The 25,540-nt window shown below is 39.6% G+C and carries 25 protein-coding genes; 20 read left to right on the top strand and 5 right to left on the bottom strand.

The window, feature by feature from the left end; translation table 11 throughout:
• The first annotated feature begins 758 nt into the window (after positions 1-758).
• The 12 genes from AC3KVK_RS13470 to AC3KVK_RS13415 all read left to right on the top strand — a co-directional run bounded on the left by AC3KVK_RS13470 (position 759) and on the right by AC3KVK_RS13415 (position 10,535).
• Complete coding sequence (locus AC3KVK_RS13470) at positions 759-1,610, top strand: hypothetical protein (RefSeq protein ID WP_490312766.1); 852 nt, start codon at positions 759-761, stop codon at positions 1,608-1,610.
• 14 nt (positions 1,611-1,624) lie between these two features.
• On the top strand, positions 1,625-2,761 hold the full coding sequence (locus tag AC3KVK_RS13465; protein WP_490312767.1) for a DcaP family trimeric outer membrane transporter: 1,137 nt from the start codon (positions 1,625-1,627) through the stop codon (positions 2,759-2,761).
• Positions 2,762-2,836: 75 nt separating this feature from the next.
• The gene (locus tag AC3KVK_RS13460) at positions 2,837-4,363 is read left to right on the top strand and encodes a M20 family peptidase (RefSeq protein ID WP_490312768.1); all 1,527 of its coding nucleotides are present in this window, start codon (positions 2,837-2,839) and stop codon (positions 4,361-4,363) included.
• A 509-nt stretch (positions 4,364-4,872) separates the two neighbouring features.
• Positions 4,873-5,853, top strand: coding sequence for a tRNA dihydrouridine(20/20a) synthase DusA (gene dusA, locus AC3KVK_RS13455; RefSeq protein ID WP_490312769.1), 981 nt, complete (start codon positions 4,873-4,875; stop codon positions 5,851-5,853).
• Between the two features lie 248 nt (positions 5,854-6,101).
• A complete protein-coding gene (locus AC3KVK_RS13450) occupies positions 6,102-6,284 on the top strand; it encodes a hypothetical protein (protein ID WP_490312770.1) in 183 nt (60 codons plus the stop codon).
• Positions 6,281-6,409: a hypothetical protein gene (locus tag AC3KVK_RS13445; RefSeq protein ID WP_518526916.1), complete on the top strand. Its 129-nt coding sequence runs from the start codon at positions 6,281-6,283 to the stop codon at positions 6,407-6,409. Before AC3KVK_RS13450 ends, AC3KVK_RS13445 begins: the two co-directional genes overlap by 4 nt.
• Before the next feature lie 555 nt (positions 6,410-6,964).
• Positions 6,965-7,627, top strand: a complete 663-nt coding sequence (gene pspA / locus AC3KVK_RS13440; protein ID WP_490312771.1) for a phage shock protein PspA — start codon at positions 6,965-6,967, stop codon at positions 7,625-7,627.
• Positions 7,628-7,652: 25 nt separating this feature from the next.
• Positions 7,653-7,859 carry a PspC domain-containing protein gene (locus AC3KVK_RS13435; RefSeq protein ID WP_490312772.1) on the top strand — a complete coding sequence of 69 codons (207 nt, stop codon included), beginning with the start codon at positions 7,653-7,655 and terminating at the stop codon, positions 7,857-7,859.
• A 54-nt stretch (positions 7,860-7,913) separates the two neighbouring features.
• On the top strand, positions 7,914-8,258 hold the full coding sequence (locus AC3KVK_RS13430; RefSeq protein ID WP_490312773.1) for a hypothetical protein: 345 nt from the start codon (positions 7,914-7,916) through the stop codon (positions 8,256-8,258).
• 63 nt (positions 8,259-8,321) lie between these two features.
• On the top strand, positions 8,322-8,771 hold the full coding sequence (locus AC3KVK_RS13425; RefSeq protein ID WP_490312774.1) for a copper chaperone PCu(A)C: 450 nt from the start codon (positions 8,322-8,324) through the stop codon (positions 8,769-8,771).
• A gap of 8 nt (positions 8,772-8,779) precedes the next feature.
• On the top strand, positions 8,780-9,766 hold the full coding sequence (locus AC3KVK_RS13420) for a DUF2333 family protein (RefSeq protein WP_490312775.1): 987 nt from the start codon (positions 8,780-8,782) through the stop codon (positions 9,764-9,766).
• 4 nt (positions 9,767-9,770) lie between these two features.
• A complete protein-coding gene (locus AC3KVK_RS13415) occupies positions 9,771-10,535 on the top strand; it encodes a TIGR04219 family outer membrane beta-barrel protein (protein WP_490312776.1) in 765 nt (254 codons plus the stop codon).
• 68 nt (positions 10,536-10,603) lie between these two features.
• Here the strand turns inward: AC3KVK_RS13415 and AC3KVK_RS13410 are convergent, their stop codons facing one another.
• The gene (locus tag AC3KVK_RS13410; protein ID WP_490312777.1) at positions 10,604-11,485 is read right to left on the bottom strand and encodes a TIGR03899 family protein; all 882 of its coding nucleotides are present in this window, start codon (positions 11,483-11,485) and stop codon (positions 10,604-10,606) included.
• A gap of 13 nt (positions 11,486-11,498) precedes the next feature.
• On the bottom strand, positions 11,499-12,053 hold the full coding sequence (locus tag AC3KVK_RS13405; RefSeq protein ID WP_490312778.1) for an SRPBCC family protein: 555 nt from the start codon (positions 12,051-12,053) through the stop codon (positions 11,499-11,501).
• A 246-nt stretch (positions 12,054-12,299) separates the two neighbouring features.
• Here AC3KVK_RS13405 and AC3KVK_RS13400 point away from each other — a divergent pair, with 246 nt between their 5' ends.
• The 3 genes from AC3KVK_RS13400 to AC3KVK_RS13390 all read left to right on the top strand — a co-directional run bounded on the left by AC3KVK_RS13400 (position 12,300) and on the right by AC3KVK_RS13390 (position 17,857).
• On the top strand, positions 12,300-14,495 hold the full coding sequence (locus tag AC3KVK_RS13400; protein WP_490312779.1) for a bifunctional diguanylate cyclase/phosphodiesterase: 2,196 nt from the start codon (positions 12,300-12,302) through the stop codon (positions 14,493-14,495).
• 201 nt (positions 14,496-14,696) lie between these two features.
• Entirely contained in the window at positions 14,697-16,892 is a 2,196-nt protein-coding gene (locus AC3KVK_RS13395; protein WP_490312780.1) for a YgiQ family radical SAM protein, read from the top strand.
• A 104-nt stretch (positions 16,893-16,996) separates the two neighbouring features.
• Complete coding sequence (locus AC3KVK_RS13390; protein WP_248532008.1) at positions 16,997-17,857, top strand: IS982 family transposase; 861 nt, start codon at positions 16,997-16,999, stop codon at positions 17,855-17,857.
• Between the two features lie 74 nt (positions 17,858-17,931).
• On the opposite strand, the gene AC3KVK_RS13385 is transcribed toward AC3KVK_RS13390, so the two are convergent.
• The 3 genes from AC3KVK_RS13385 to coaBC form a co-directional block, all read right to left on the bottom strand.
• Complete coding sequence (locus tag AC3KVK_RS13385; RefSeq protein WP_490311666.1) at positions 17,932-20,730, bottom strand: alpha/beta hydrolase family protein; 2,799 nt, start codon at positions 20,728-20,730, stop codon at positions 17,932-17,934.
• Between the two features lie 138 nt (positions 20,731-20,868).
• Positions 20,869-21,456, bottom strand: coding sequence for a nucleoid occlusion factor SlmA (slmA, locus tag AC3KVK_RS13380; protein WP_490311665.1), 588 nt, complete (start codon positions 21,454-21,456; stop codon positions 20,869-20,871).
• Positions 21,457-21,562: 106 nt separating this feature from the next.
• On the bottom strand, positions 21,563-22,768 hold the full coding sequence (gene coaBC / locus AC3KVK_RS13375) for a bifunctional phosphopantothenoylcysteine decarboxylase/phosphopantothenate--cysteine ligase CoaBC (RefSeq protein ID WP_490311664.1): 1,206 nt from the start codon (positions 22,766-22,768) through the stop codon (positions 21,563-21,565).
• A 175-nt stretch (positions 22,769-22,943) separates the two neighbouring features.
• On the opposite strand from coaBC, the gene radC reads away from it, so the two are divergent.
• From radC to AC3KVK_RS13350, 5 genes are all read left to right on the top strand, one after another.
• Complete coding sequence (radC, locus tag AC3KVK_RS13370; protein WP_490311663.1) at positions 22,944-23,618, top strand: RadC family protein; 675 nt, start codon at positions 22,944-22,946, stop codon at positions 23,616-23,618.
• 135 nt (positions 23,619-23,753) lie between these two features.
• Positions 23,754-23,954, top strand: coding sequence for a bacterioferritin-associated ferredoxin (locus AC3KVK_RS13365; RefSeq protein ID WP_490311662.1), 201 nt, complete (start codon positions 23,754-23,756; stop codon positions 23,952-23,954).
• A 403-nt stretch (positions 23,955-24,357) separates the two neighbouring features.
• On the top strand, positions 24,358-24,594 hold the full coding sequence (gene rpmB / locus AC3KVK_RS13360) for a 50S ribosomal protein L28 (RefSeq protein WP_086744566.1): 237 nt from the start codon (positions 24,358-24,360) through the stop codon (positions 24,592-24,594).
• A gap of 12 nt (positions 24,595-24,606) precedes the next feature.
• Positions 24,607-24,762 carry a 50S ribosomal protein L33 gene (rpmG, locus tag AC3KVK_RS13355; RefSeq protein ID WP_086744565.1) on the top strand — a complete coding sequence of 52 codons (156 nt, stop codon included), beginning with the start codon at positions 24,607-24,609 and terminating at the stop codon, positions 24,760-24,762.
• A gap of 269 nt (positions 24,763-25,031) precedes the next feature.
• A complete protein-coding gene (locus AC3KVK_RS13350; protein ID WP_490311661.1) occupies positions 25,032-25,511 on the top strand; it encodes a CreA family protein in 480 nt (159 codons plus the stop codon).
• Positions 25,512-25,540: the final 29 nt, after the last annotated feature.

Below are 25,540 nucleotides of genomic sequence, written 5' to 3'. Positions count from 1 at the left end.
TAGACCCATTTGATGGTGAATTTGATGTATCAACCCTACATTATGGGCCCTGCAAGGGGGTATTTGTTGTACCTAATTTTCATCTAAACCTGAATTTAACCTTAATTAAAAGGTGGGCATAGTGCAATGGGTCACCTTTTTGCACGAATCAGAAGACGATGCAGAGAAAAGAAAGATGACAATGCGCTATTCAGAAAGTGCATAACAACACCTATTCGCTTCAATGTAACGACATAGGCTGATGGCGTTCCTAGCAATAATGTTAGGTTTATAGATAGTGGATATTGAGGCTTTCTAATCGAGGAAAAATACGTGATAGGGTTGATAATTTTCAACCAATAAAAATGATTATCGTTTATGAATGTGCTTTTATATGGTGATCTTGCCGGTTCTCTACTGGTTTAAAAGGATTAAAAATTTTGGGAGATGAGTCGCGGTTAGTCAATCAATGCAGACGCACTGGTTTTTTAGATGCTCAGCACTAAGGTTTCAACACGACAGCTATGTAGCTCTAATATCTGATTCAAGTCAATGTATCAGTTACGATGTCGGTGTATCGTGTAATAACTGGCGTATTTAATAGGCTTAAATAAGTAAACTAGCAAGCGCTGCATTTTGATTTATTGTATGACAAAGCTGAAACAGGTGTCTTTTGTTCTAACAACTTAGAATAAAACGATTAATTTATCAGTAATGAAACCTGTATATATTATATTGTATGTTATTATATTTGTGAGTTTTTTATAAAAGGAGCTATCATGAAATTTACGAAAATGGGTATCTGTTTAGCGCTGGGGCTTAGCAGCTCACTTTTTGCTGGTGAGCAAGCAAAAAAACCAACTGCTGAAGAAATAGCCAAAGAATTAGCCAATCCCAATACTACCCTCGGGGTCTTGGCATTTCCTCTAGACTACATCAACTATAAAGGTGATTTGCCAAATGCGGATAGTCAGTCTGCAGTAAAGCTTAGCTTTCAACCTTCTTTACCTTATAAAATCAATGATTCAATGAATTTGTTTTTTAGGCCATTGGTGCCTGTAATTTTTAAACAGCCAGTATTTGGGATGGATGATAATCAACAATTGTCGTTTTCAAATGAAGGTGTTGAATTAGGTGATATTTCATTTGATGTGGCAGTGGGAAAAACGTTTTCAAATGGTGTGATGGCAATCGGTGGAATAGTTGGTACTTTACCTACAGCAACAGAAGACAATTTGTCACTCGACCAAACCTTACTTGGGCCTGAATTTTTACTTGGTTATGCAAGCGAAAAGTTTGTTGTTGGTGCGCTAGTAACTCATCAATGGGATGTTGCAGGTGAGGACTCATTTGATACTAGCATTACAGGTGGGCAATATTTCTATACGGTAAACCTTCAAGATGGCTGGCAAGTTCAAGCGCAACCAACTTGGACTTATAATCATAATGCTGAAAGTGGTCAAGGACTTACCTTTCCTGTAGGTATTGGCTTATCAAAAACAATGGTGCTAGATAGTACGCCATGGAAGTTTAGTTTGCAGTATTGGCATTATGTTGAACAACCCGATGCGTTTGGTCCTCAATTCCAAATCCGCTTCCAAATAGCACCTGTTGTTCCATTACCTTGGTAACAAAGGATATTAAAATGAAAAAACGGTTTTTAATCCCTTTAATAGCAAGTGTCTCTATACCTGCATTAGCGGATATTTCACTGACAAATGCAGATGCACCTTACCAGGTTACTATGGGGGGGTATGCAAAGCTTGACCTAATTTACGACCTTGATGGTACCCGAAATAAACACCAATTTTTAATGTCGGGTATTCCTGTTGAAGGTGATTCTGACTTTAACTCCAGTAGTTATTTTTCGATGCATGGTAAAGAAAGTCGCTTCTTTATTGATGTTAAGCGAAATGTCAGTGACTCAGTACAGCGCTTTCATATTGAAATGGATTTCTACGATGAAAGTAATAACGCACCCCGTTTGAGGCATTTTTTCTTTGAAAAAGATGAGTTTATTGTTGGCCAATATTGGACGAATATAACCGATTTAAGCGCTATACCTTATTTTGTTGATTTTGCATTTGGTGAGGCTCTTTATGGTGGGCGTCGAAATCAAGTGCGTTGGACAAAAACTATATCTAGCTCTTTAGAATATGCCGCTTCTATTGAAGCACCAACCGATACGAATATAGATAATCCATACAATCTTGCAGGTTCCGAAAAGAATAAGCTGCCAGTTTTGACCTCTAGGCTAAGTTATCGTCATGAAAATGGGCACATTAATTTCGCTGGCGAGGCGATGGAGCTTTATTGGGATGGTAAAGAAAATATTGACGATGACTCGGCGTTCGGGTGGGTACTATCCCTTTCTGGGCATTATAAAATATTTGATCAGCATAACTTGCGTGTAGCGATTACCCATGGTGATGGTTCAGCAAAAGGCGTTTTGGGCCTTGCCGGAAAAGGTTCGGGAGCTAACTTATCCCGTGATGGTAAAATTAATACCGACAAACATTTAACGCTTGCAGGCAGTTATACCCATCATTTCACACCATCGCTCAATAGTACGCTTGGTTATGCTTGGCTTGATGTTACTCCCTCATATCAACGGAGCGGAAGTGATATTGAAAAAAGTGCGATAGCGCATGTTAACTTGATATATCAATATGATAAGTATATTGATATGGGGATCGAGTATATGTGGGGTGATCGCTTTAATATCAATGAGTTAGAAGGTGATGCAAGGCGAGTTCAAGCCATGTTACGTTATACTTTTTAATGAATGAAATTTTTAGATAAGCATAACTTGTAATTGGGACTTAATCGTTATGAAAAAGGAAAACAAGGAGCTACCATGTATAAACACACTAAATTAGTCACTAGTTTATTTTCAGCAATCGCGCTGTCGGTCAGTGTATCAGCGTGTGCTGATGAAAAAAAAGCGTTTACATCGAAACAAATGACCGGTGTTGAACAAATCGAGGTTAAGGTCGATATTGATGCTGCAGCAAAACGTTTATCAAAAGCAGTGACATTTAAGACTATTTCAAACCAAGATCGTGATGACTTTGATAAAAAAGCATTTCTAGATTATCACTCTTACCTAGAGTCAACTTACCCAAATGTTCACAAAAACTTAAAACGTGAAGTGCTAGGTGAGCCACGTCCATTCAGTTTATTGTATAAGTGGGAAGGGACCGACCCATCATTACAACCTGCACTGTTTTATGCGCATATGGATGTTGTGCCTGTGCCAGAAGAGTCTCGCCATGAATGGAGTGAAGATCCATGGGCTGGCACGATTAAAGATGGGTATATTTGGGGACGTGGTGTTTTAGATGATAAAAATCAAATACATGCAATCTTTGAAGCAGCTGAAATGCGTATTAAAGAAGGCTGGAAACCCTCGCGAACTCTTTATTTTGTATTTGGACACGATGAAGAAGTTGGTGGTCCTGAGGGGGCTAAACATATTGCAGATGTGCTAGAAAAGCGAGGCATCGAACGATTTGCATTTGTGATGGATGAATCTGCTCCTTTAACACCAGGTATTTTCCCTGGTATTAAAGAAAATACAGCCCTTATAGGTATTGCGCAAAAAGGTTTTGTGAGTCTAGAGCTTTCAATTCATGGCATTGGTGGGCATTCTTCAATGCCGCTTGAAGAATCTAATATTGGCATTCTTGCAGAAGCGATCACTAAATTAGAAAAAGCACAGTTCCCTTATCGAATTCACCCTGCAGTCAGAGCGCAATACGAGTACATGGGACCAGAATTAGATGAAGAGCATCATCCGCTGTATTCAGCAGTTGCGTTTGGTAAAGATGGTGAAATCACCGAGCTTGAGAAAAAGTTTATCGATTTAATGGCGGGGAATGAAGTGACGCGTGCAATGCTTCATACAACCATAGCGGTAACGATGTTTAATGCAGGTATAAAAGATAATGTCTTACCGCCTTCAGCAAGCGCAGTGGTTAATTTCCGACCGATGCCTGGGGATACTCCAGAAGTGATTATTGAACATATCCAAAAAGCGATTGGCGATGATCGAATCAAAATAAAGGATATCTCAGCCTCTACACCTGCGACTAATATTGCAGATGCGGACGGCCCTGGATACAAAATGCTTGAAAAAACGATCCGCCAAACATGGGGGAATGATTTAATTGTTTCACCATTCTTTGTCGTGGGAGGTTCTGACTCTAAGCATTTCCAAGCGCGTGATTTTGCACCAGATGTTTATACAATCACAGCAATTCAGTTAGAAAACACCGAAGAGTTTAAAGGCTTTCATGGAGTAAATGAGCGAATTTTAGTTGATGAATACGCCAAATCAATCGCCTTCTTTTACACAATATTTAATAACTTAAATGAGTTATAAATAGCTAATAGCGCAGCAGACCTTGCTGCGCTTTTTATTTTAATTGATTGTTTTTATTTTTTTTAACATAAAAACTAATAATGCAAGATTGTACGCTCAGCATAAACATGTTTAGTGCGGTTTTGTAGTCTAGTCGTTTAGATCAAAAACCTTTGAGTACCTTCAAAAGAAGGTTTTGTTAGCGGATTAACGAAAATCAATGAGCCAACAGGCTTTGGTCTGGATTCATTTAATGTATCAAACCCATACGTTTACTGTTAATCAATTCACCAACGGCAAATCCTTACGCCCCAGTAAGCACGAGACCTCTAATTCAATTTCTCTTTGTCTATTTGGAGGTGATATAATAAGGTGCTTTATTCCTAATTAGTGGGTGTCTTATCAGGGGAGGTTGTTTCACCTAAGAAGACATGTACAGTTCGTTAGGGCTAATTATCCTAATTTTGGGCGAGTGGATTAATTTATATAAAAATCTGTAAGCTTATGATCTTATATAAAGGTTTGTTGTTTTGGCTGAAAAAAAATTAAATCGCAGATTCTCCGTTGCGCCCATGTTAGATTGGACTGATAGACACTGCCGTACATTTCATCGTAAATTGACACAACATACGGTTTTGTATACTGAGATGGTCACGACAGGGGCGATTATACATGGTCGCGGAGATTACTTACATTTTAATCAAAATGAACAACCTGTTGCGTTGCAGTTGGGTGGTTCAGATCCGCACGCGTTGGCTGAATGTGCTAAGCGGGCTGATGAACGAGGTTATCAAGAAATAAACTTGAATGTAGGCTGCCCATCCGATCGTGTCCAAAATGGACGTTTTGGTGCGTGTTTGATGGCTGAACCTAGTTTGGTCGCCGATTGCGTAGCTGCAATGAAGGAACATACTCAGGTACCGGTTACGGTTAAAACACGGATTGGTATTGATGAGCAAGACTCGTATGAATTTTTATGCAAATTGATCGAAGCCAATATTGAAGTCGGTTGTTTAGATTTCATTATTCATGCGCGTAAAGCATGGTTAAATGGATTAAGCCCTAAAGAAAACCGCGATATTCCACCGCTTGACTACGAACGTGTTTACCAGCTTAAACACGATTATCCGCAAGCCCACATTTCTATCAATGGTGGCGTGAAAACACTCGAACAAAGTCTAGAACACTTGAAACACATCGATGGTGTGATGATGGGTCGGGAGGCTTATGCTAATCCCTACTTATTAACACAAGTGGATCACCTGATCTATGGTGATGAACCTAAAGAGGTGATTACCCGTCACCAATCGGTTAGGGCTATGTATGATTATTTTGAGGATGAAATGACCCAAGGAGCCAATTTTTGGCATATAGCAAGGCATATGCTAGGTATTTTCCAAGGGGTGCCGGGAGGCCGGGCATTTCGTCGACATTTATCTGAAAATGGCCATAAAAAGGAAGCTGGGATTGAAGTTATGGAACAGGCTTTGGCTTTTGTGAGCGAAACTTAATTTATTTTAGCTGTTCTGAAATCGGGATTTGTGCCTCCCGATTTCGGGATGAGCAGGGTGTGAAAATACCAAATTATTAGTCAAATTGATAAAATAGTTGTTATTTTTTGTTTCAAACTAGTCTGTTTTTTTATTCTTAACTTATAAAATCATTTACTATCAATTGGTTGGGTTGTATCCCTAAACTTGGCATATGACTTGTAATAAACATCTTCATTAACATTGATACTTAATTTTTGGAGATAAGGATGTTTAAGTTAACTCATATTATTGCACTGCTTACTCTTATTGCGTCAAATGTGTTTGCGCTAGCTGGTTTTCCGGCACCTTCACTCATTCAATCTTTTGAAAACCATTCTTCTGAACCGAGCTCGTCATGTAAGCAAGTAAGTCGAATCGACAATAATAATTCAGAAGGAGAAGACGCATGATCCAGCCATTGTTTTTATTGAATATACTGCTGATCCCTGTTTTGAGTTTATTGATCACTTTTTTTGGTGTGCAGTTTAGTCGTTATATTTATTTGCTTATGAACGGCATTTCTCGTACTAATTAACCGCTTATCACTGAAATTGACCGCTGGTCATAATGATAGAAATCGAATGAAAAAATCAATTATGTTAGCTCAAAGAGTTAATAAATTGGTTGTCATCATGTATCAAATCCCTTTATTTATGTTATTTCTGTTACCCGTTATTAGTTTGATGCTTACTTTTATTGGGGTAAATGTTTTTCAGTCTACGTCCTTTTTCGATAAAAATTAACATTATTAACCTGTTATTATTTTGCTTCAGGTTTAACAGGCTCATGCTTCCCTCCAATTTCTACTTATAGCTATCATCTTCCTCTTGTTCATTTATTGCGTTTTGTAAATTCCAATCGGTTAAACCCTTCAAATTCATCATCAATTTTGATTTAGTTAATTTATGTTTTGATTGGTCAAAAAGACTATTTTTTGGTTTTTATTTTATTTTTAATATTTTTAGATAAAAGTCAAACATTCTTAACTTTATGTTTTTAAAGCAATTAAAATATATTTTGAGTGTTGGCATATCGATTGTAAGTGTTATGGAGTAAGACAATTAAACGACATTAAATTAAGGAGAACACTATGGGTGTCTTTACTCGTATTACCGATATTGTACAAGCGAATGTAGTTGCTGCACTGGACAAAGCTGAAAATCCAGAAAAGTTGGTGAACTTGATGATCCAAGAAATGGAAGAAACACTCGTTGAAGTGAGAAGTACTTCAGCGAAGCTGTTAGCTGAGAAAAAAGAATTACAACGTAAAGAACAATATTACCAAAAACAAGAAGGTTATTGGCAAGAAAAAGCTGAGTTGGCGGTTGATAAGGGCCGTGATGACTTGGCTAAAGCGGCATTAATTGAAAAGCAGCAAGTTACAATGAAATTTGAAGGGCTCTCAAGTGAATTATCACGTCTTGATGAAAGCTTAGAAAAGCTAACTGCTGACTGTACTCGACTAAATGAAAAGCTTGCTCAAGCAAAAGTTAAGCGAGATTCGTTTCAGCAACGCGAACAGATGTTGTCTTCGCGTTTAAAAGTCAAATCTCAACTTCAAAGTGACAAAGTCGCTGATGCGTTATCGCGATTTGATGTGATTGAACGCAAGGTGGATGAGATAGAGGCCAAGGTCGAATCATATGAATTAGGTTCGAGTGCGACATTAGCTCAGCAGTTTAACGAACTTAGCATCAATGAAGATATTGAAAACGAGTTGGCTCAGTTAAAGAGTAAAAAAGCGGCTAAATAAGCCGCTCATTTAAAGGAGAAAGAGTATGAATAGGTTTGAGAGCTCAAGTGCATTTTATAAAGATCGGTTAAATAAAAAAATATCAGGGGTCTGTGCTGGATTAGCGAATGGTCATGATTTGCCTGTTTGGTCAACACGCTTAGTAGCCTTAATTTTATTTTTTGTGTTCCCTGTACCTGTACTAATTGCTTATTTCGTCGCAGCAATGATATTGCCAGCGCGTTATTATTAATGGCTAGCCATGATTTCATCCTTGATTTATCCAAGGATGAAATGAGGAGGCGTAATGAAGTTATTATTTATTATTGGTTGTTTAGCGTTATTTTTATTGTTTAATGGGACCGAAGTTGTGTTCAATGATTACTCTTGGGCTTGGCAGGTTGATGATCATTTTTTGCATCACGGTTTCTTTGAGTCAATGTGGGGTCTCGTTGTAATCATCGGGATTGTTTTTGCTGTGATTGCACTGGGGGTGTTTTTTACAGTTGGAGTCATAGGTATTGTCTGCGCTAGTATTTTTGTTGTGGGCTTAGCATTGTTAATAAGTGGTGTTGCTATATTTTGGCCTTTTATATTGTTTGGAATCGTTATTTGGTTATTAGTTGCTGAGAAAAAGCCACAAAGAGTATAACTGTTAGATGCAGCTTTCATGATGCTGTTGTATGATAACAGCTTCAAAAAAGAGGGAATTCTAATGAAATTAATCACTTTGATTTGTAGCTTTTTGTTTGTGAGTCACGTTCAAGCCAGTACGATAGATGTCACCGATCTTAAATTAAGGGAATTTATTCCGGGTGCTAGTAGTAGTGTCGCGTATTTTACTTTGAGCAATAAAAGTGAAATACCGCGTATTTTGGTCAGTGTGAAAATAGAAGGCATTGGTCGCACTGAGCTTCATCAGCATCAATTGATAGATGGAATGATGAAAATGTCGCAATTAGCGTCACTTGAAATACCTGCAGGGCAAAGTGTTACATTCGAGCCAGGTGGTCTACATTTAATGCTGTTTGAGCCAGAAAAGAAGGTTAACTCAGCTGAGCAGAAAACAGTGGTATTTATTTTTAAAAATGGTGAGCATTTATCCTCACAAGGGCAAGTGGTTTCTTTGATGCGTGAGACTCACGATCACAGTCATCATCATTAGGAGTGTGTATGAATCAACATAAAGGGAAAATCATAGCCGCTATTCTAGCTTTCTTGATTTTAAATTATGCCGTTGCAGTCTATTGGAGTTTTGAACCTGAACACATTGATATTAAAGCCATAGCGACAGAGCAAGCTGCAATCAACAATGAGCGGCTGGTGGTTGGTTATACGACGACAACAGCATTAATTGAAGTGATGAATACATTACTTGAAAAGCCTGGCGGCTATTTATCAAATGATATTATGCCCCCCTCTGTGTTGATGGATAATATTCCAGCTTGGGAGTACGGTGCGTTAGAAATGAGTCGAGACTTGGCGCTTTCAATGCGTAAGGATCTTAGTCGATCACAATCACAATCGACAGAACACCCAATGCTAAAACAGGCTCAGCCACAATTTAATATCAATTCAGATGCTTGGGCATGGCCAAGTGCAGAGAGCGAATATCGAAAGGGGATTAATTTTCTGGCGCAATATCGTAGCGATATAGCTAATACGAGCAATTCTAATGCTCAATTTTACGCCCGAGCGGACAATTTAAGAGGTTGGTTAAAAGAAGCCGAAAAGCGCTTGGGAAGTTTAAGTCAGCGTTTGAGTGCGAGTGTGGGACAAGACCGTTTAAATACTGACTTAGCTGGAGATAGCGCAGCAAAGCAGGCAACGTTTTCGCCTCAAGCTAACCAGATAAAAACTTCATGGTGGGAAATCGATGATGTTTTTTATGAATCTCGCGGTGCTTCATGGGCTTTATTGCATTTTTTGCAAGCGGTAGAGTATGATTTTGCTGATGTTTTAGAAAAGAAAAATGCTAAGATTAGCTTACAGCAAATTATTCGTGAACTTGAAGCTACGCAAGAGACGGTTTGGAGCCCTATGATTTTAAATGGTAGTGGTTTTGGTCTTGTGGCTAATCATTCGTTGGTTATGGCTAATTATATTTCACGCGCTAATGCTGCATTAATTGAACTTACCGAGCTTTTAGCCCAGGGATAAAAGAATGAAAAAACGACTTATAACCGCAGCCTTAGCATTAGCAAGTGTTGCGCCTCTCGCTCACGCCGACATGATTTTTGGTATTTATGCGGGCGCTGAAGTGTGGCAAGCTGAAACTACGGGGGGTTTTTCACAAAATAGTGATTTACAGAATTTCACTTTTGAAGATGAAACGCTCACTAATTTTTATGTCGCATTAGAGCATCCAATCCCACTGATACCGAATATCAAAATCAAACATAATGAACTTGAGGTAATGGGAAGTACTATTTTAACGTCAGGGTTTGAATTTGGTGACACTGTTTTCCAAGTAGGCACAAAGGCAAATACAGTCGCTGACTTGACGCACAATGACCTTATTTTGTATTACGAGATATTCGATAATGATTTAGTCGCGATTGATTTAGGTTTGAATGCTAAACAATTTGATGGCTCTCTTGTGGTCTCAGGTCAAGAGCAATCATTGGGTATCGTCAGTGAAACAGTTGATTTTTCAGGTTATGTGCCTATGGCATATGCTGCAGCGGAAGTAGGCTTACCATTTACAGGTTTATTTGTGTTCGCAGAAGGTAGTTTACTCTCTGTTGGCGATAGTAAAGTGCAGGATTATCAATTTGGGGTTGCCTGGGAGTTTATTGACAGTATGGCGGTTGATGTGGCGGTTAAAGTCGGCTACCGCTCATTAGTGCTTGAACTTGACGATCTTGATGATATCTATACTGATTTTGAAGTAAAGGGTCCTTTTGCGGGTCTTCAAGTGCATTTTTAAATAATTTGAGCACAAATCATATCTAAAAATCTGCTACGGCAGCTTTTTTATTGCCAGTTATTGTGACTTTATTTCTCCCAACAGACTTCAAAGTCACTATTTAGAACTTGTTCCAACTGGAGTTTATATTGTGGGTTGAGATGAACTTGAGAGAGTGTGGTTAATTCTTCTCCAGTTTGAGTGAGTTTATAGTAGTTTAAAATTAACCCATTGCGTTTTGCTTTTAGCGTTAACTCTGAATTTTTAAAAATCAGTTGGTAATTTTGGCCAATATTGAGCTCTGTACTTTCGATTTCTTGTTGATATAAAACATCAATATCCATTAAAGTCAGCACATTAGGGAAGCTTAAACCACATTTGCTGAGGTTTAAGTGCGCGTTGCTTTTTAACTTAAATAGGTTGAGTAAACTTGGGCGGTTGTAATAGCCAAGTAAGATTAAGCTGCTGTTATCTATCGGAGAACGGCCTGCTAGACTGGTTGCTTTTTGTAAGGCATCAGCTTCTTTTTGTGTCATTTGTTTCAGTGTTAGTAAACTTTTATAAGAAAATGTCCCAGGTTTAACTGTTTCTCCGGCTAGAATTTTAGCCCACAAAATTTGCATCGCTTGGTTTGATGTATCTTCAGCAAGTCCGATAAAGCGTTCTATCCAATCAGGGTCTGGCTCACTATCACTACTTACATGTGGGCAATATTCAATAGCGAGAGCCATGATTGTTTCGATGTTTTGCTGTTGCCTAAGTAAAGTCAATTGACGTCTTTTTGCGGCTCTTTGTTGTAATGTTTCTTGGGTGTTTATACTGTACTGAGGGATGACGCCTTGGCGTTGACCGACTGAGTTAGGTGATGTTGCTTGTGATTGCGAAGCCGCTGATTTATTTTTAACTATCGGATTTCCAAGTTTACGTTTAATAATATGGGCGAGCGTGTCGTTGGCCGCAGATATTTTCATAATTCATCCGGTTTTAAGGTTTTATGTTGCTTGTGCGAGTGAGTTCACTTTGGGTTATTTCTGCTTGAGCTTTTAAATTTCGTAACCCTAATTCAAGTGCCTGTGCCAGCGCAATTTGGTAATATAAAGTTAAGTAGCCAGCCAAAATCGGGGTGTTAATTTCTCCCCTGATAGACCAAGAAACATTCATTTTTGTAGGGCCTACAATTGAGAAATTTAACTGGCTAAAAGCTAAATGTTCATTATTAAACAGCATATTATAGTCAATCTGCTGGCTATTAATACGTGAGATTGTTAGCTCACCTTCGACTTGTTTACCTTGCCAAGCTAGGAAGGCTCCAACCCCTTTTGTTTTTTCACCATATATAAACGCTAACTGTGGCGTAAGAATATGCCATGCCTGCCAGTTTGGCCATTGCTTTAAATCATCTGTCCAGTAATGAACTGATGATGGGTTAGCGTTGATAGTAATATCTTGCTTGATGGCGTACTGGGTGGGTAAAAAAAAACCAACAACTAATACGACAATGATCAAGATTGTTCCAAAACGGAGGGTCTTTTTAAGCATTGTTTAGTGGCAGCCTTATTGTTTTATTTATGAGCAGAAATTACATCCTTTTACAGGTTTTGTGTATAAAAAGTTGATTAGAGATAATTAATCCAACTTAGTTTTAAGTTATCCGCTTTTTTTTATTGAGATTCAACTATAATGATTGCAGATAACCTTTATCTATCATATTAATATACTTACTACGATCTATTACTGGCTTTATTCTAGTTACTGCTATAGTAAAATTTTGTGCCTAGGAGCGCTATGACTCAGACTGAACACGAAGGATTTTTATTTCTAAGCGAAGATGAACCTGAGCAAGAAATACTACATTCTGAGTATTGGGATGTATTGATTGTTGATGATGATCCTGAAATTCACTCTGTCACACAACTTGCGTTATCAGGCGTTCTTTTTTGGGATAAACCTCTACGTTTTCATCATGCCTATTCCGGTGTTGAGGCTGTTAGCTTTTTAGAACAAAACTCTCATATTGCCGTTATTCTGCTCGATGTGGTTATGGAGTCGGATGATGCAGGTTTAATCGCTGTAAAAAAAATTAGGCAAGAACTCAATAATCACAATGTACGCATTATTTTACGTACAGGCCAACCAGGGTATGCGCCTGAAGAAAGTGTGATTCGTGAATATGATATTAACGACTATAAAACAAAAACAGAATTAACACGCAGTAAGCTTGTTACATCACTTATTACGGCAATTCGTTCGTATCAGCAACTTTGTGAAATGGCCAAGCAAAGTGATGGTTTACAGCAAGTAATCGTTGCTTCTAAGGCTATTCTAGGAATAAACGATATAGAAGCGTTTTCAAGCGCAGTGATTGAACAAATATCCGTCATTTTTAATACTCCTGCTTCGGGAGTGTTATGTGGCAAGCTGAGTAACGGAAATGAAGTCACTGTATTAGGTGGTTCGAGTGAATACGAAAACTATTTTTCGCAAGGTATTGAACAGCTAGATAACGGCCGAATTATTCATCAAGTTCAAAATTGTTTATTACATGCTGCGCATCAACAAACTGAATTTGATATCACGTTTTTAACCCCCTGTAGTGGTCGAAATGCAGCTATTTACATCGAAGTGTCGGTGCCGCCAAGCCAAGCTCAATTGCAATTAGCAGAAATATTTTTAACTAATGTAAGCGTCGGTTTTGATAATGTTAAATTATTTAACCGCTTAAGGGATGCAGCTTACACAGATGGTTTAACTGGTTTATCTAACCGCACAGATTTTGTTGAGAAAATAGGACGCTTTGCTGAACGTAAAAGCTGCGGCCACCGTTTATATTTAATTGATATTGAAAAGTTTTCGGACATCAATAATGGGCTAGGGCAAGATGTTGGTAACATGCTGCTTGAAGCGGTTGCTACTCGTTTAAAAATGGAGTTGCCTCAGGCGGATATTATTGCACGTATCGGTGCGGATGTTTTTGCAATTGTGATTGAGCATCAAGTTATTACCCCTCAATACATTAATCAATTGTTAAGCTTACCATTTCGAGCCGGAGAACACCTCTTGCCGGTCAGCTTTAGCTTAGGTATCTGTGATGAAGAGCATTTTAATGTTTCTGGCTTGCAAACATTAAAAAGTGTCTATATCGCCTTAAACTTAGCCAAGAAACAGGCACAGTTTAATTACGAGTTTTACTTGCCTGAGATGGAAGAGCAAATGACTTGGCGGTTAGGGATCATTCGTCAATTAAGGCAAGACTTTTCAGAAGGAAAATTGCAAGTTTGGTATCAACCCCAGATCGAACTGTCGACGTCTAAAATTATAGGCTGTGAAGCCTTATTGCGCTGGCCTACCGATGATGGTCAGTTTATTTCACCTGCAGTGTTTGTTCCTTTAGCAGAATACTCAGGTTTAATCGTTGATATAGGTCAGTGGGTGCTTGAGCAGGCATGCAAACAACAAAAACATCTAGAGGCATTAGGCACGAAAATTCGTATGGCTGTTAATGTGTCGGTACCGCAATTTAGAAACATAGACTTTGTCAAACAAGTAAAAAACATTCTTGATGATCATCAAATTGAACCAGGTTTTTTGGAGTTAGAAGTAACGGAAAGCATCGTGATGGATGACCCAGGCGCTGTTATTGCAGTACTGACAGAGCTCAAAGAATTAGGGATTGAAATCGCGATTGATGATTTTGGCACTGGTTTTTCTTCACTGAGCTATTTACAAAAACTCCCTCTTGATCGCATTAAGATAGATCGCGCATTTATCAAAGATATTCCAAATCCAGATGCAGGTGCAATCGCAGAACTGATTATTGCACTCGGTAAGAAAATGAACCTCAATACTATTGCCGAAGGAATTGAAACGCAGCAACAAGCTGACTACCTTATCCAAGCTGGCTGTGAAGAAGCACAAGGCTTTATGTATTCAAAACCGCTACCCGCAACTCAATTGCACCAATTTATCAAAAACTGTAAGTAACGACTTTATAAAACGAGTGTTTAATATTTAATCAATTTTAATTGGTGTTAAACTCAGGTATAATCCCGCCTCTTATTTTCGGCTTGTTTCTGACTCTCTCTTAAATATTTAAATGGATGTTTAACTCATCACTTAATGCAGATTAAGTGTGAGTGTATTTAATATTGTTAGAGCGCTTTTTTCTTTGTTTCAGGGGCTTTTATGGCTGCACTTTCTGCTGAACGCGGACTCTTTTCCTATCCTAAATATTGGGCTGAATGCTATGGCACAGCTGACTTTTTACCAACCTCTCGAGCTGAAATGGATGCACTAGGGTGGGATAGTTGTGACGTTGTGCTAGTGACCGGTGATGCCTACGTCGATCATCCTAGTTTTGGTATGGCAGTGATTGGTCGAGTACTTGAAGCGCAAGGCTTTCGAGTTGGTATTATTGCGCAGCCAGATTGGAATTCTAAAGATGCATTTATGAGTTTGGGGAAGCCTAATTTATTTTACGGCGTCAGCGCGGGTAACATGGATTCGATGATTAACCGTTACACCGCAGAAAAACGTATGCGTCATGATGATGCTTATACACCAGGTAATATTGGTGGAAAACGCCCAGACAGAGCTGTGCTGGTTTACACTCAGCGCTGTAAAGAAGCCTATAAAGATGTGCCGGTTGTGATTGGAGGTATTGAAGCGAGCTTACGCCGCATTGCTCATTATGATTACTGGTCTGAAAAAGTGCGCCGCAGCATCATTTTTGATGCTAAAGCCGATATTCTTATTTACGGAAATGCAGAACGCCCATTAGTTGAAGTCGCGCACCGCATCGCAAAAGGCGAGGTTATTGCTGATATTCAAGATGTCCGTGGTACTGCGGTTATTCGCAAAGAACCTTTGCCAGGTTGGCGAGGGTCTGATTCAACGGCAATAGATAAGGTTGGTAAAATTGACCCTATTCCGAATCCTTACGGTGCGGATGATGTGGGGTGTAGTAAATCTGAATTTAAGCAAGCGGGCATCGATTTAAAGCAAGAAGCAGCTAAGCCTATTATTGTTCAGCCAGCCCGGCCTAAACCTTGGGAAAAAACCTATGTTAAACTGCCTGCTTTTGAGCAAGTCAGCGTTAACAAGCCTTTGTACGCACATGCATCACGTATTTTGCATCAAGAAACCAACCCAGGTTGTGCTCGTGCGTTATTCCAACGTCATGGCGATCGTTCTATTTGGGTCAACCCTCCGGCTTTCCCACTTGAAACAGCTGAAATGGATGAAGTGTTTGGTTTGGCCTATCAGCGAATTCCACACCCAAGCTATGGTGATGCAAAAATCCCTGCGTATGAAATGATTAAAACCTCAGTCAATATTATGCGAGGCTGTTTTGGTGGGTGCAGCTTTTGCTCGATCACTGAGCATGAAGGTCGCATTATTCAAAGTCGTTCAGAAGAATCGATCATTAATGAGATCGAGCAAATTCGCGATAAAGTGCCGGGCTTTACGGGGGTCATTTCTGATTTAGGCGGTCCGACAGCCAATATGTATAAGTTGCGTTGTAAGAGCAAAAAAGCAGAAAGTACCTGTCGGCGTTTATCGTGTGTTTACCCTGATATTTGTAAACATATGGATACTGACCACACGCCAACCATTGATTTGTATCGTAAAGCGCGAGACGTCGAAGGTGTAAAGAAAATATTAATAGCCTCGGGCGTGCGCTACGATTTAGCAGTAGAAGATCCGCGTTACGTTAAAGAATTGGTGAGTCATCATGTCGGTGGGTATTTAAAAATTGCACCAGAACATACTGAAGATGGACCGTTATCGAAAATGATGAAGCCGGGTATGGGGGCTTACGATAAATTTAAAGAGCTCTTTGATAAGTACTCCAAAGAGGCGGGTAAAAAACAGTATTTGATCCCCTATTTTATTTCGGCTCATCCAGGAACCACAGATGAAGACATGGTCAATATGGCGCTTTGGCTAAAATCAAATGACTTCAAGCTTGATCAGGTGCAAAACTTTTACCCATCACCGATGGCAAATGCAACCACTATTTACCATACAGAAATGAATTCACTACGAAACATCAAAAATAACAAAGATGTGGTCGCGGTGCCAAAAGGAGCGAGACAACGACGTTTACATAAAGCGATCCTTCGTTACCATGATCCTGCTGGCTGGCTGATGATCCGAGAAGCATTACGTGCAATGGGTAAAGCTAAGCTGATAGGAAATGGTCCGCACTGCCTTGTGCCAGAAGAAAGCCGTCAAGAGAAAATGCAAAACGGTAAATCAGGTAAAGCAAAAGCCAATTCAAAAGGTCGGCCAGCGCTTACCCGCCATACGGGCTTTAGTCAGTTTAAAAAAGCCAATACCAAACCTCGAGTCGGTGATAATCGTCAACGAGCTAAGTAAGAGGTTGCTTAAATAACCTGAGCTGCACATAAGAAATGGAACTAAATGCCCTTGCGGTGATCAGATCTTTCGACCAAGAAACATAAGATTACCGAGGCAAGGGCATGAATAACTTAGATGCAATTTACGTAGATGTCGATGATTTTTGTTTATTGTTTGAACCTCAATGGCTTAAACACCTAATAGAATCAGGTGAAAAGCAACGCATTAAGCCATCTCGACTATCCTCTAGCGAAGTGATGACTATATTAATTGCTTTTCATCAATCAGGTTATCGCGATTTTAAAACTTACTACACCAAATTTGTTTGTCAGTATTGGCGACATTATTTTCCTGATTTAGTCAGTTATACACGTATGTTGAAGTTACTTCAGGCCACGTTACCTGCTCTGTGTAGCTATCTGAAGCAGCGCTTTGATAAACCAACAGGCATTGCATTTATCGATTCCACTTCTCTCAAGGTGTGTCACAACATGCGTATTCCTCGTCACCAAGTTTTCGCGGGAGAAGCCAAACGAGGCAAAGGAACAATGGGCTGGTTTTATGGCTTTAAACTTCACCTCATCATGAATGATGAAGGGGGTTTATTAGCTGTAAAAGTGACAGCTGGGAATGTTGATGATAGACAGCCGGTATTAGATATGGTTGATAATGTTACAGGTAGTTTATACGCTGATAAAGGTTATGTATCTGCAAACTTAAAAGCGGAACTTGCTGAGCAAGGCATTGATTTTATTACAGGTCAACGAAGTAATATGAAACGTCAGCCAATATCATCTTGGGATAGAGCGATGTTATCAAAGCGTTTCATCATTGAAACAGTTTTCGACCAGCTGAAAAATATGGCTCAAATAGACCACACAAGGCACCGCAGCTGCATCTCATTTATGGTTAATTTAATGGCTGGATTAATTGCCTATACTTTTCAGACTAAAAAGCCGAGTATAAAAGTGACTCGGCTTTAATTCTTATGCAGATCTGAGGTTAAATAGAAATAAAAAATGCCGCTTGATGCGGCATTTTTTATTTGAGGTGTTTATTATTCAGGAGTGTAGGCTTCACCTCTTACCATCCACTGTGGTGCAGGTTTTCCTTTTAGGTGGTGATCAAAATACTCCATCATGCGAATAGAGAAGTCCACTTGGTTAGGAAATTGTTTTAAGTGATGTGGCTCGCCTTCGTACTGTAAAAATATTACGTCTTTTTCTGCACGGCGCAGTGCTAAATAATATTGCACGCCTTCATGCCATGGAACCGCATCATCTTTATCACCAAACATCATTAAAATGGGGGTATTGACCTTATCTGCAAAAAAGACCGGTGAGTTCTCAATGTATAAATCAAGCCCTTCAAATAAGCTTTTGCCTATGCGACTTTGTCCGGTTTCATACTGAAATTGTCTGGCTAAACCCGATTTTAAACGAATACCGCTATAGGCACTGGTCATGTTAGAAACGGGGGCACCGGAAACAACGGCTTTAAACATATCTGTTTGAGTAATCATAAATGCACTTTGGTAGCCCGCCCAAGAGTGACCTTGTAAGCCAATTTTATCGGGATGAGCCACACCGATATCAATTAATTTTTGTGCGGCATTGATCATCGTTTGGGTAGACGATTTTCCTGGATGACCCAATTCAAAGCGGATATCAGGTAAGAAAACGGCATATCCATTTGATGTAAACATCGGGAAATTTGGGCGGTGATTGAGCTCCATTGCAGGGAAATCATACATACGCTGACTCATGTAACGGTAGAAGTAAATTACTACCGGTACTTTGTCGCCTTTTTTATAGCCCGCAGGTTTAATCAGCACACCTTGTAAATCTTCACCATCAAAGCCTTTGTATTGCACTAATTCTGGTTTTTCTCCCCATGCAAATTGCGCTTGTTGCGGATTGAGGTTAGTCAGTTGTTTGGGTTTATTAAACGCCAAGTTTGTTTGCCATAAATCAGGGAACTGATGATAAGTCTGCTGAGTAAACAATAAGGTGTCAGCGGTTTTTGCTTTTTTTACCACATCAAAACGTTTTTTTCCGCTTAGGACTGTTTTGAATGTTTGGTCTTGTAAATTCAGAGTCGCAATCGCTGTTTCTTTGGTGTTGAGGTTATGTGCACTGAGTACCAAGGTTTGATCTGGGTTAAAGCCGACTTGGCTTTTATCTAAGTTCACCACACGGTAACGAGTATTAGTTTTATAACCTTGCGTGAGGCGCTGACCTTGCTGCGTATTGACATCAAAGGCCCAAATATCATATTTCCCATAGGCAAGTACTTGACTGCTATCTGCCGACCAACCTGCAAAACCGTAGCCCGGTACAGGGGTTGGGTAGTCATGTTGATCATCTGCAAACGTAGTGTCGATATTTTGCGTTAAGTTAGTAACAGATTGTTTTGTTAACTGTTTAAGTTGTATATCACCATTTTGAAAATATGCAGCAAACTGTCCATTAGGCGCTAGAGTGGGACGCGTCCTACTTTGTTTTACAATAGCGCGTTGTTGACCGTTTTTGGTATCAATAGCGTAGTAATCGGCATAAAACCCATCAAACATCACTTTATTGAGATACGGTGTGCTACTTGATGCTAGTAAGAACTCTTTTTCTGTATGCAAGCTCAGATCTTCAAGTGATGGAGAACTCAGTTGGACAACTTTTTGGCCATTTAGGTGATAGACAGCTTGGTAGTGCCGGTTTTTGTTTTCTTTATCCCACTGAATTTTTTCGCGCGTTTTTATCTGCTCATCTTGATGATGCCAAACTTTGAGCCCTTTTTGCGCGCGAATAGTGTCAAAATCACGTAAGTCCTCGGCTGTTTTATATTCTTTTTCAGGTTTTTTTTGTGCTAAGTTAGGGCGGTTTTCAAAATAGAGGCGATCGCCGTGTTCAGACCATTCTAATGAAGCTGTTTTTCCACTAAACCAGTTTTCCGTCTGTTTGATGGTCGTGAGCTGGTTGCTCTGTTGCTGCCAGAGGTATAACAAATGTTGTCGGCGGCGCTGATCATCATTGACATAGTTTCCTGCATAAAAAGCGACGTGGTTAGCTGTTGGGTGCCACTTAATTTGTGTTGCGACGATACCAGGTTCTGTCATCAGGGCATGTTGCGTTAGGTGTTCGCCTAATTCCAAGTAGGCAATTTGATTACTCTCACCATTTTTATTAACTTGACTTACTAAAATACCATTGTCTTTTGGAGAGAGTGCATAACTAAACACTGAATCGATAGTGTGGGTTGTTTGGTTACTTAAATTAACGAGTTTAAGTACAAACGATTTATCTTTTTTATCGGGCTTTATTTGGGCAGTAGATGTTTGCTCTGCATCGATGTCAAAGGCTAGAGTGTCTTTGATTTCATCTTGGTCAGCTTGTTTTTCGTCTTCAGGAGAGTCTTGACGAAAAGCCAACCATTGGCCGTTATCGCTAAGGGTGAAGTCTGTCACATTTTCAAAGCGCAGCTGTTGTTGAGTCTGAGTGTTGATGAGGACTAACTGATTTTTGAGAGTCTTTTTTTCTTTTGCGCTCGACGTTTCTTTTGTTAATAAATCAGGCTGTACAGTAAACCCAACCCATAGGCCATTTTTGCTAAATTGCGGTTTTGTACCATTTGGAATGTCAGCAATAAGTGTGTTGGTACTGAGTTGGTAAAGATGACCGGCCGCATCGCCTCGATAAGGGGTTGCGCTCAAAGCGGCAAACTCTCCGTTTTCACTCAAAGTGAGGTGTTTGCCTTTTTTGAAATCAAATACATCTGTAAAGCTCAGGGTTTTTTGTGCGAATGCGGGTGCGCTGATGCTGGTTATGACCGCCGCAGTCATAAGGGAAACCATTCTTTTCATACTGTTACCTGTTTAAAAACGTTATGATGAACCATATCAAGGAGTCAGCTCAGCATATTCGTTAAAGCGATAGGCAGCAATTTTTTACGATAAAGAGTGGGAAGCGCACCTTAGAAGGTAAGATGCGCACTTAATTAACTAGTGCCAGGCGAGGGAAAGTTGTGACCACTGGCTGTCAAATTGGCTACTTGGTTTAGCTTTAAAATCAGAGCGGACAAACTGATTCATTTTTCCTTCGACAAACGCGAGCATTAAATTGGCTAAATGCGCTTCATCGATACTAAAGGTTTTACCTTCACGTAATTTTCGCTCTCGAAGAACTTGTTTTAGCTGAGTTTCAAGTTTTTCGAATAAGCTTTGAATTCGTTCACGCAAACGTTCTTGCTCACCTTGTAACGCATCACCCGTTAAAATACGGGTGATGCCAGGGTTTTTTTCTGCAAAATTAAGGAGCAATAATACGATGTTATAAATGCGGCCTTGTGTATCTTTTTCATTGTCTAAAATAATGTTGATACGTGAAAGCAGTGTATCTTCAATGAATTCAATTAACCCTTCAAACATCCGAGCTTTACTTGGAAAATGGCGATAAAGAGCGGCTTCAGAGACGCCCACTTCAGCGGCGAGTTTTGCCGTCGTGATCCGCTGGCCTGGGCTTGTTTCAAGCATTTGTGCTAATGCTTGAAGGATTTGCTCTTTCCGATTGCTACGCTTTGTTGCAGGCATGCTCTATCCCTTACTTCTTATAATTATTTTGCTGTTCAAACGCATTTTTGTTCCAGCATAGTAATTGTTTATCGCGCTGGTTTCCAGCCTTGTGTGCTGTAATTGCCTAACCTTTTAGTCGGCTGGAAATTAGGTTCATAATTGATAATGAAAGCGCTTCTTTACTATGTAGACCAAGGTTTTGCTGACCATTAAACCAGTACACTGTTAAGGCATTATGATCGGAATTGAAACCGATGGCTTGATTTGACACATCGTTTGCACAAATCATGTCGAGCTTTTTATTGGTAAGTTTACCGCGTGCATATTCAGCTACATTTTGGGTTTCAGCAGCAAAACCGACAGTAAAAGGGCGTGAATGAGTAAGTCCTGCTACATCAGCAATAATGTCTGGGTTTTTTACTAAAGTCAGAGTCATTTCATCGCCTTGCTTTTTGATTTTTTGTGTTTGTAAATCCGCAGAACGATAATCAGCGACAGCGGCACAGCCTATAAAAATATCTGACTCTGTGGCTAATTTGAGTGCAAATTGATGCATTTCTAGCGCACTTTCTACGTGAAATAACTTTGCATGCTGTGGCGCCTGAATATTGACTGGCCCAGAGATTAAATTAACTTTGGCTCCGAGTTGTAGTGCAGCATTAGCCAGAGCGTAGCCCATTTTTCCTGAACTGTGATTGCTAATAAAGCGCACCGGATCAAGTGCCTCTCGGGTTGGACCTGCAGTAATCGTGACTGTTTTTCCAGCAAGAATAGGTGGGTGTTTTTGCTCGGGACAGAGGGCTTGATTACACAGTTCAACTAACTCATTGGGTTCTAACATTCGTCCGGAGCCGATATCACCACAAGCTTGCTCACCACTTGCGGGCCCCCAAATAGAAATGCCGCGCTGCTTAAGCGTCATTAAATTTGCTTGTGTTGCACTGTGTGCCCACATTTGCTGATTCATCGCGGGTGCAATTGCAACAGGATTGGGTGTGGCAAGTAACAAAGTACTGAGCAAGTCGTCAGCAAGACCTGCAGCCATTTTGGCGATGGTATTGGCGGTCGCTGGCGCGACTAAAATAAGATCGGCCCATTTTGCTAATTCAATATGCCCCATTGCTGCTTCTACACTGGGGTCGAGCAATGAATCTGAAACAGGGTTGCCTGACACAGCTTGTAAGGTCAGAGGTGTAATAAACGCATGGGCTGATTGGGTCATAACAACTTTCACATTATGCTGGTGGTCTTTTAAACGACGCACTAACTCCGCACATTTATAAGCAGCAATACCACCGGTGATGGCAAGAAGAATTTTTTTATGGCTCATAGGGTTACTTTTATTTATTGGCAACTGAAAAGTCAGTGCGAGACATCACTTAGCATAATCTTACGTTTGCTTGCGACAGCAAGCAAATTTATCACTAAACTGAATGTATTAAATCGTTTTATTGGCAATGCGTTTTAAAACAGGTAGGAATCGTGATCTTTTTCAAGGACTGATTATGCAAATTACTCAATTACCGTCCGAACAACGTCCTCGCGAAAAATTATTGCAACAAGGCCCTCAAGCATTAAGTGATGCTGAATTACTGGCAATTTTTTTTCGCACGGGCATTGCAGGAATGAATGCAATCGAATTAGCAGAAGCAACATTATGCACGCATCAAAGTTTGCAACGACTTTTTAATGCCTCGTTAGTGGATTTTTGCCAAGTTAAGGGGTTAGGAGAGGCTAAATATGTGCAGCTTCAGGCTGTTTTGGAATTAGCTAAGCGGTTTTTACAGGAATCATGTCAGCGTAATACTGTATTTAATTCGCCTGAACATGTGCGCCACTATTTGTCTTTGGAGCTTAAGTCTCGTCAACAAGAAGTATTTATGGTGCTGTTTCTTGATAATCAAAATAGATTGATTCATCAAGAGATTTTATTTTATGGCACGATTAATAGTGCCAGCGTTTATCCAAGAGAGGTAGTTAAAGCGGTGTTACAGCAGAATGCGGCCGCTGTTATTTTTGCCCACAATCATCCTTCAGGATTGGCAGAGCCCAGTGAAGCAGATAAAGCGATTACGCGAAAATTAGTCTCAGCATTAGCATTAATTGATGTGCCGGTATTAGACCACCTTATTGTGGCTGATGTATCGGTGATTTCTTTTGCTGAACGAGGGTTAATTTGACTTTTAAAGCTCGATTAGAAGAGGTAAAAATAGACAAAGTTTTAACTGTTTGTTTTATTGGATCTTAATGTTATTGAAAATCATTGTCATTTAAACTAAAATTTAAAGCTGGAAATTAATCTTGCTGAGAATTTTATGTACGTTTGTATTTGCCATGCGGTCACAGACAAAAAAATTAACCAAGCAGTCCATGACGGGGTGCAATCAATGCGCGAATTACGCAATTGTTTGGGTGTCGGAAGTCAGTGCGGTAAATGTGTGTGTCATGCTCAGCAAGTGCTGCAAGAGGCACATCAAGTTAAAATTAGTTTCGGATTACAAAGAGAAGTGGCTTAGGCCACTTTTTTAGTTTTTAGGGAAATATAAATAGTAGGTTAGATGATTTTCGGTGTTTGTTTTTTGAACATTTAAAGCCGGATTAAGTGGTTTTTGATGGTCTGAAAATCGAATAGTTGCTTTTTTAATCGCTAAACTCTACTGTGAATGAGCTTCAAGTTGTGATTTTTCATCTTTTTTTTAAATTAGTTTAAATTAACTGCAGTTTTTGCTTTCACTTCGGTCATTGGATCACTATAATTGGCCGCTATCAAATTTACACATATGAGCGTCGATAGATATCTTTCCTTGATCTTTGCCTGTATTTGCTATATAAAGAGCGCCCTTCGATTTATCTCAGGGCATAATACGTTTAAGGCCTAAGGGAAATCTAGCTCGAGCAAAGTTTTGGAGATATATAGACATGTCTAAAGTATGTCAAGTTACAGGTAAGCGTCCAGTGGTTGGTAACAACCGTTCACACGCACGAAATGCAACTAAACGTCGTTTCCTACCTAACCTACAAACTCACCGTTTTTGGGTTGAAAGCGAAAACCGTTTTGTAAAATTACGTCTTACCACTAAAGGTATGCGTATTATTGATAAAAAAGGCATTGATGCGGTTCTTACCGAAATCCGTGCTCGTGGCGAAAAAATTTAAGGAGATTGAGTCATGCGTGATAAAATCCGTTTAGTTTCTACTGCTGGTACTGGTTATTTCTACACTACCGACAAAAACAAGCGCAACATGCCGGAAAAAATGGAAATCAAAAAGTTTGATCCAAAAATCCGTAAGCACGTTGTTTTCAAAGAAGCTAAAATCAAGTAATTGATTTTTATCTTTGAAGAAAAAACCTAGCTAAGGCTAGGTTTTTTTATGCCTAAATTTTGTGACCGTTTACATTATTACTATAAAGAAGTTGATTTGTTCACTGTTTATTCTTCAAGGCACCTTCTCGGCAAAATCTAGCTTTTAATGGTGTGCTCCATACTTTTTTACTTGCTTTGGCGCTATTTAACTAATCTTTATTGATTTTTACAGTGTTTCCTCTTTATGATGCTCTATCTGGATTATTTTTCTATAAAGGGTACTAACATATGAAAGTGAAATTACTGGCATTAGGTGGGGTGCTGTTATCAGTCGCTGGGTGCGCTGACGATGCTGGAAAAGTCAGTTTGGGGTTGTTTACCACTAAAGATGTAGTGATTAAAGCTAAAACAGACCCTAAACTGCCAGGTATCACCTGCCACATTAGTCATATAGAAGCGGACTTAGATTTTGCTGATCCTTCAGATATGTCGATTGCCTGTCGCCAAACAGGGCCGATCACTGCTGAGCAAATGGCTAAAATCGATTTTTCAAAAGACGGAGAAATTGTCTTTAAAGAGTCTAAAAGTATTTTATTTAAAAGTCTAAAGGTGCGCCGTATCTATGATTCGCCAAGTCGGACGTTGATGTATTTATCGTATTCAACCAAAGAGTCCAGTGGCAGTCATCATCATGCGTTATCGACTGTGCCTTTGTACAACACACAGGCATGGCAATGGGCGCAGGCGCATCAGGTTAATCAACAATAGTCATGATACAATCGTATACTTTTTAATTG

The sequence above is a fragment of the Pseudoalteromonas sp. J2K-J979 genome (assembly GCF_058169715.2).
Note: the sequence above shows the minus strand (reverse complement) of the source record. Positions and strands in the feature narration are given on the sequence as shown.

Coding starts and splice junctions, on each gene's coding strand:
- AC3KVK_RS13470 (WP_490312766.1), top strand. CDS start 759: ATGAAATTTACGAAAATGGGTATCTGTTTAGCGCTGGGGCTTAGCAGC.
- AC3KVK_RS13465 (WP_490312767.1), top strand. CDS start 1,625: ATGAAAAAACGGTTTTTAATCCCTTTAATAGCAAGTGTCTCTATACCT.
- AC3KVK_RS13460 (WP_490312768.1), top strand. CDS start 2,837: ATGTATAAACACACTAAATTAGTCACTAGTTTATTTTCAGCAATCGCG.
- AC3KVK_RS13450 (WP_490312770.1), top strand. CDS start 6,102: ATGTTTAAGTTAACTCATATTATTGCACTGCTTACTCTTATTGCGTCA.
- AC3KVK_RS13445 (WP_518526916.1), top strand. CDS start 6,281: ATGATCCAGCCATTGTTTTTATTGAATATACTGCTGATCCCTGTTTTG.
- pspA (WP_490312771.1), top strand. CDS start 6,965: ATGGGTGTCTTTACTCGTATTACCGATATTGTACAAGCGAATGTAGTT.
- AC3KVK_RS13435 (WP_490312772.1), top strand. CDS start 7,653: ATGAATAGGTTTGAGAGCTCAAGTGCATTTTATAAAGATCGGTTAAAT.
- AC3KVK_RS13430 (WP_490312773.1), top strand. CDS start 7,914: ATGAAGTTATTATTTATTATTGGTTGTTTAGCGTTATTTTTATTGTTT.
- AC3KVK_RS13425 (WP_490312774.1), top strand. CDS start 8,322: ATGAAATTAATCACTTTGATTTGTAGCTTTTTGTTTGTGAGTCACGTT.
- AC3KVK_RS13420 (WP_490312775.1), top strand. CDS start 8,780: ATGAATCAACATAAAGGGAAAATCATAGCCGCTATTCTAGCTTTCTTG.
- AC3KVK_RS13415 (WP_490312776.1), top strand. CDS start 9,771: ATGAAAAAACGACTTATAACCGCAGCCTTAGCATTAGCAAGTGTTGCG.
- AC3KVK_RS13410 (WP_490312777.1), bottom strand. CDS start 11,485: ATGAAAATATCTGCGGCCAACGACACGCTCGCCCATATTATTAAACGT.
- AC3KVK_RS13405 (WP_490312778.1), bottom strand. CDS start 12,053: ATGCTTAAAAAGACCCTCCGTTTTGGAACAATCTTGATCATTGTCGTA.
- AC3KVK_RS13400 (WP_490312779.1), top strand. CDS start 12,300: ATGACTCAGACTGAACACGAAGGATTTTTATTTCTAAGCGAAGATGAA.
- AC3KVK_RS13395 (WP_490312780.1), top strand. CDS start 14,697: ATGGCTGCACTTTCTGCTGAACGCGGACTCTTTTCCTATCCTAAATAT.
- AC3KVK_RS13390 (WP_248532008.1), top strand. CDS start 16,997: ATGAATAACTTAGATGCAATTTACGTAGATGTCGATGATTTTTGTTTA.
- AC3KVK_RS13385 (WP_490311666.1), bottom strand. CDS start 20,730: ATGAAAAGAATGGTTTCCCTTATGACTGCGGCGGTCATAACCAGCATC.
- slmA (WP_490311665.1), bottom strand. CDS start 21,456: ATGCCTGCAACAAAGCGTAGCAATCGGAAAGAGCAAATCCTTCAAGCA.
- coaBC (WP_490311664.1), bottom strand. CDS start 22,768: ATGAGCCATAAAAAAATTCTTCTTGCCATCACCGGTGGTATTGCTGCT.
- radC (WP_490311663.1), top strand. CDS start 22,944: ATGCAAATTACTCAATTACCGTCCGAACAACGTCCTCGCGAAAAATTA.
- AC3KVK_RS13365 (WP_490311662.1), top strand. CDS start 23,754: ATGTACGTTTGTATTTGCCATGCGGTCACAGACAAAAAAATTAACCAA.
- rpmB (WP_086744566.1), top strand. CDS start 24,358: ATGTCTAAAGTATGTCAAGTTACAGGTAAGCGTCCAGTGGTTGGTAAC.
- rpmG (WP_086744565.1), top strand. CDS start 24,607: ATGCGTGATAAAATCCGTTTAGTTTCTACTGCTGGTACTGGTTATTTC.
- AC3KVK_RS13350 (WP_490311661.1), top strand. CDS start 25,032: ATGAAAGTGAAATTACTGGCATTAGGTGGGGTGCTGTTATCAGTCGCT.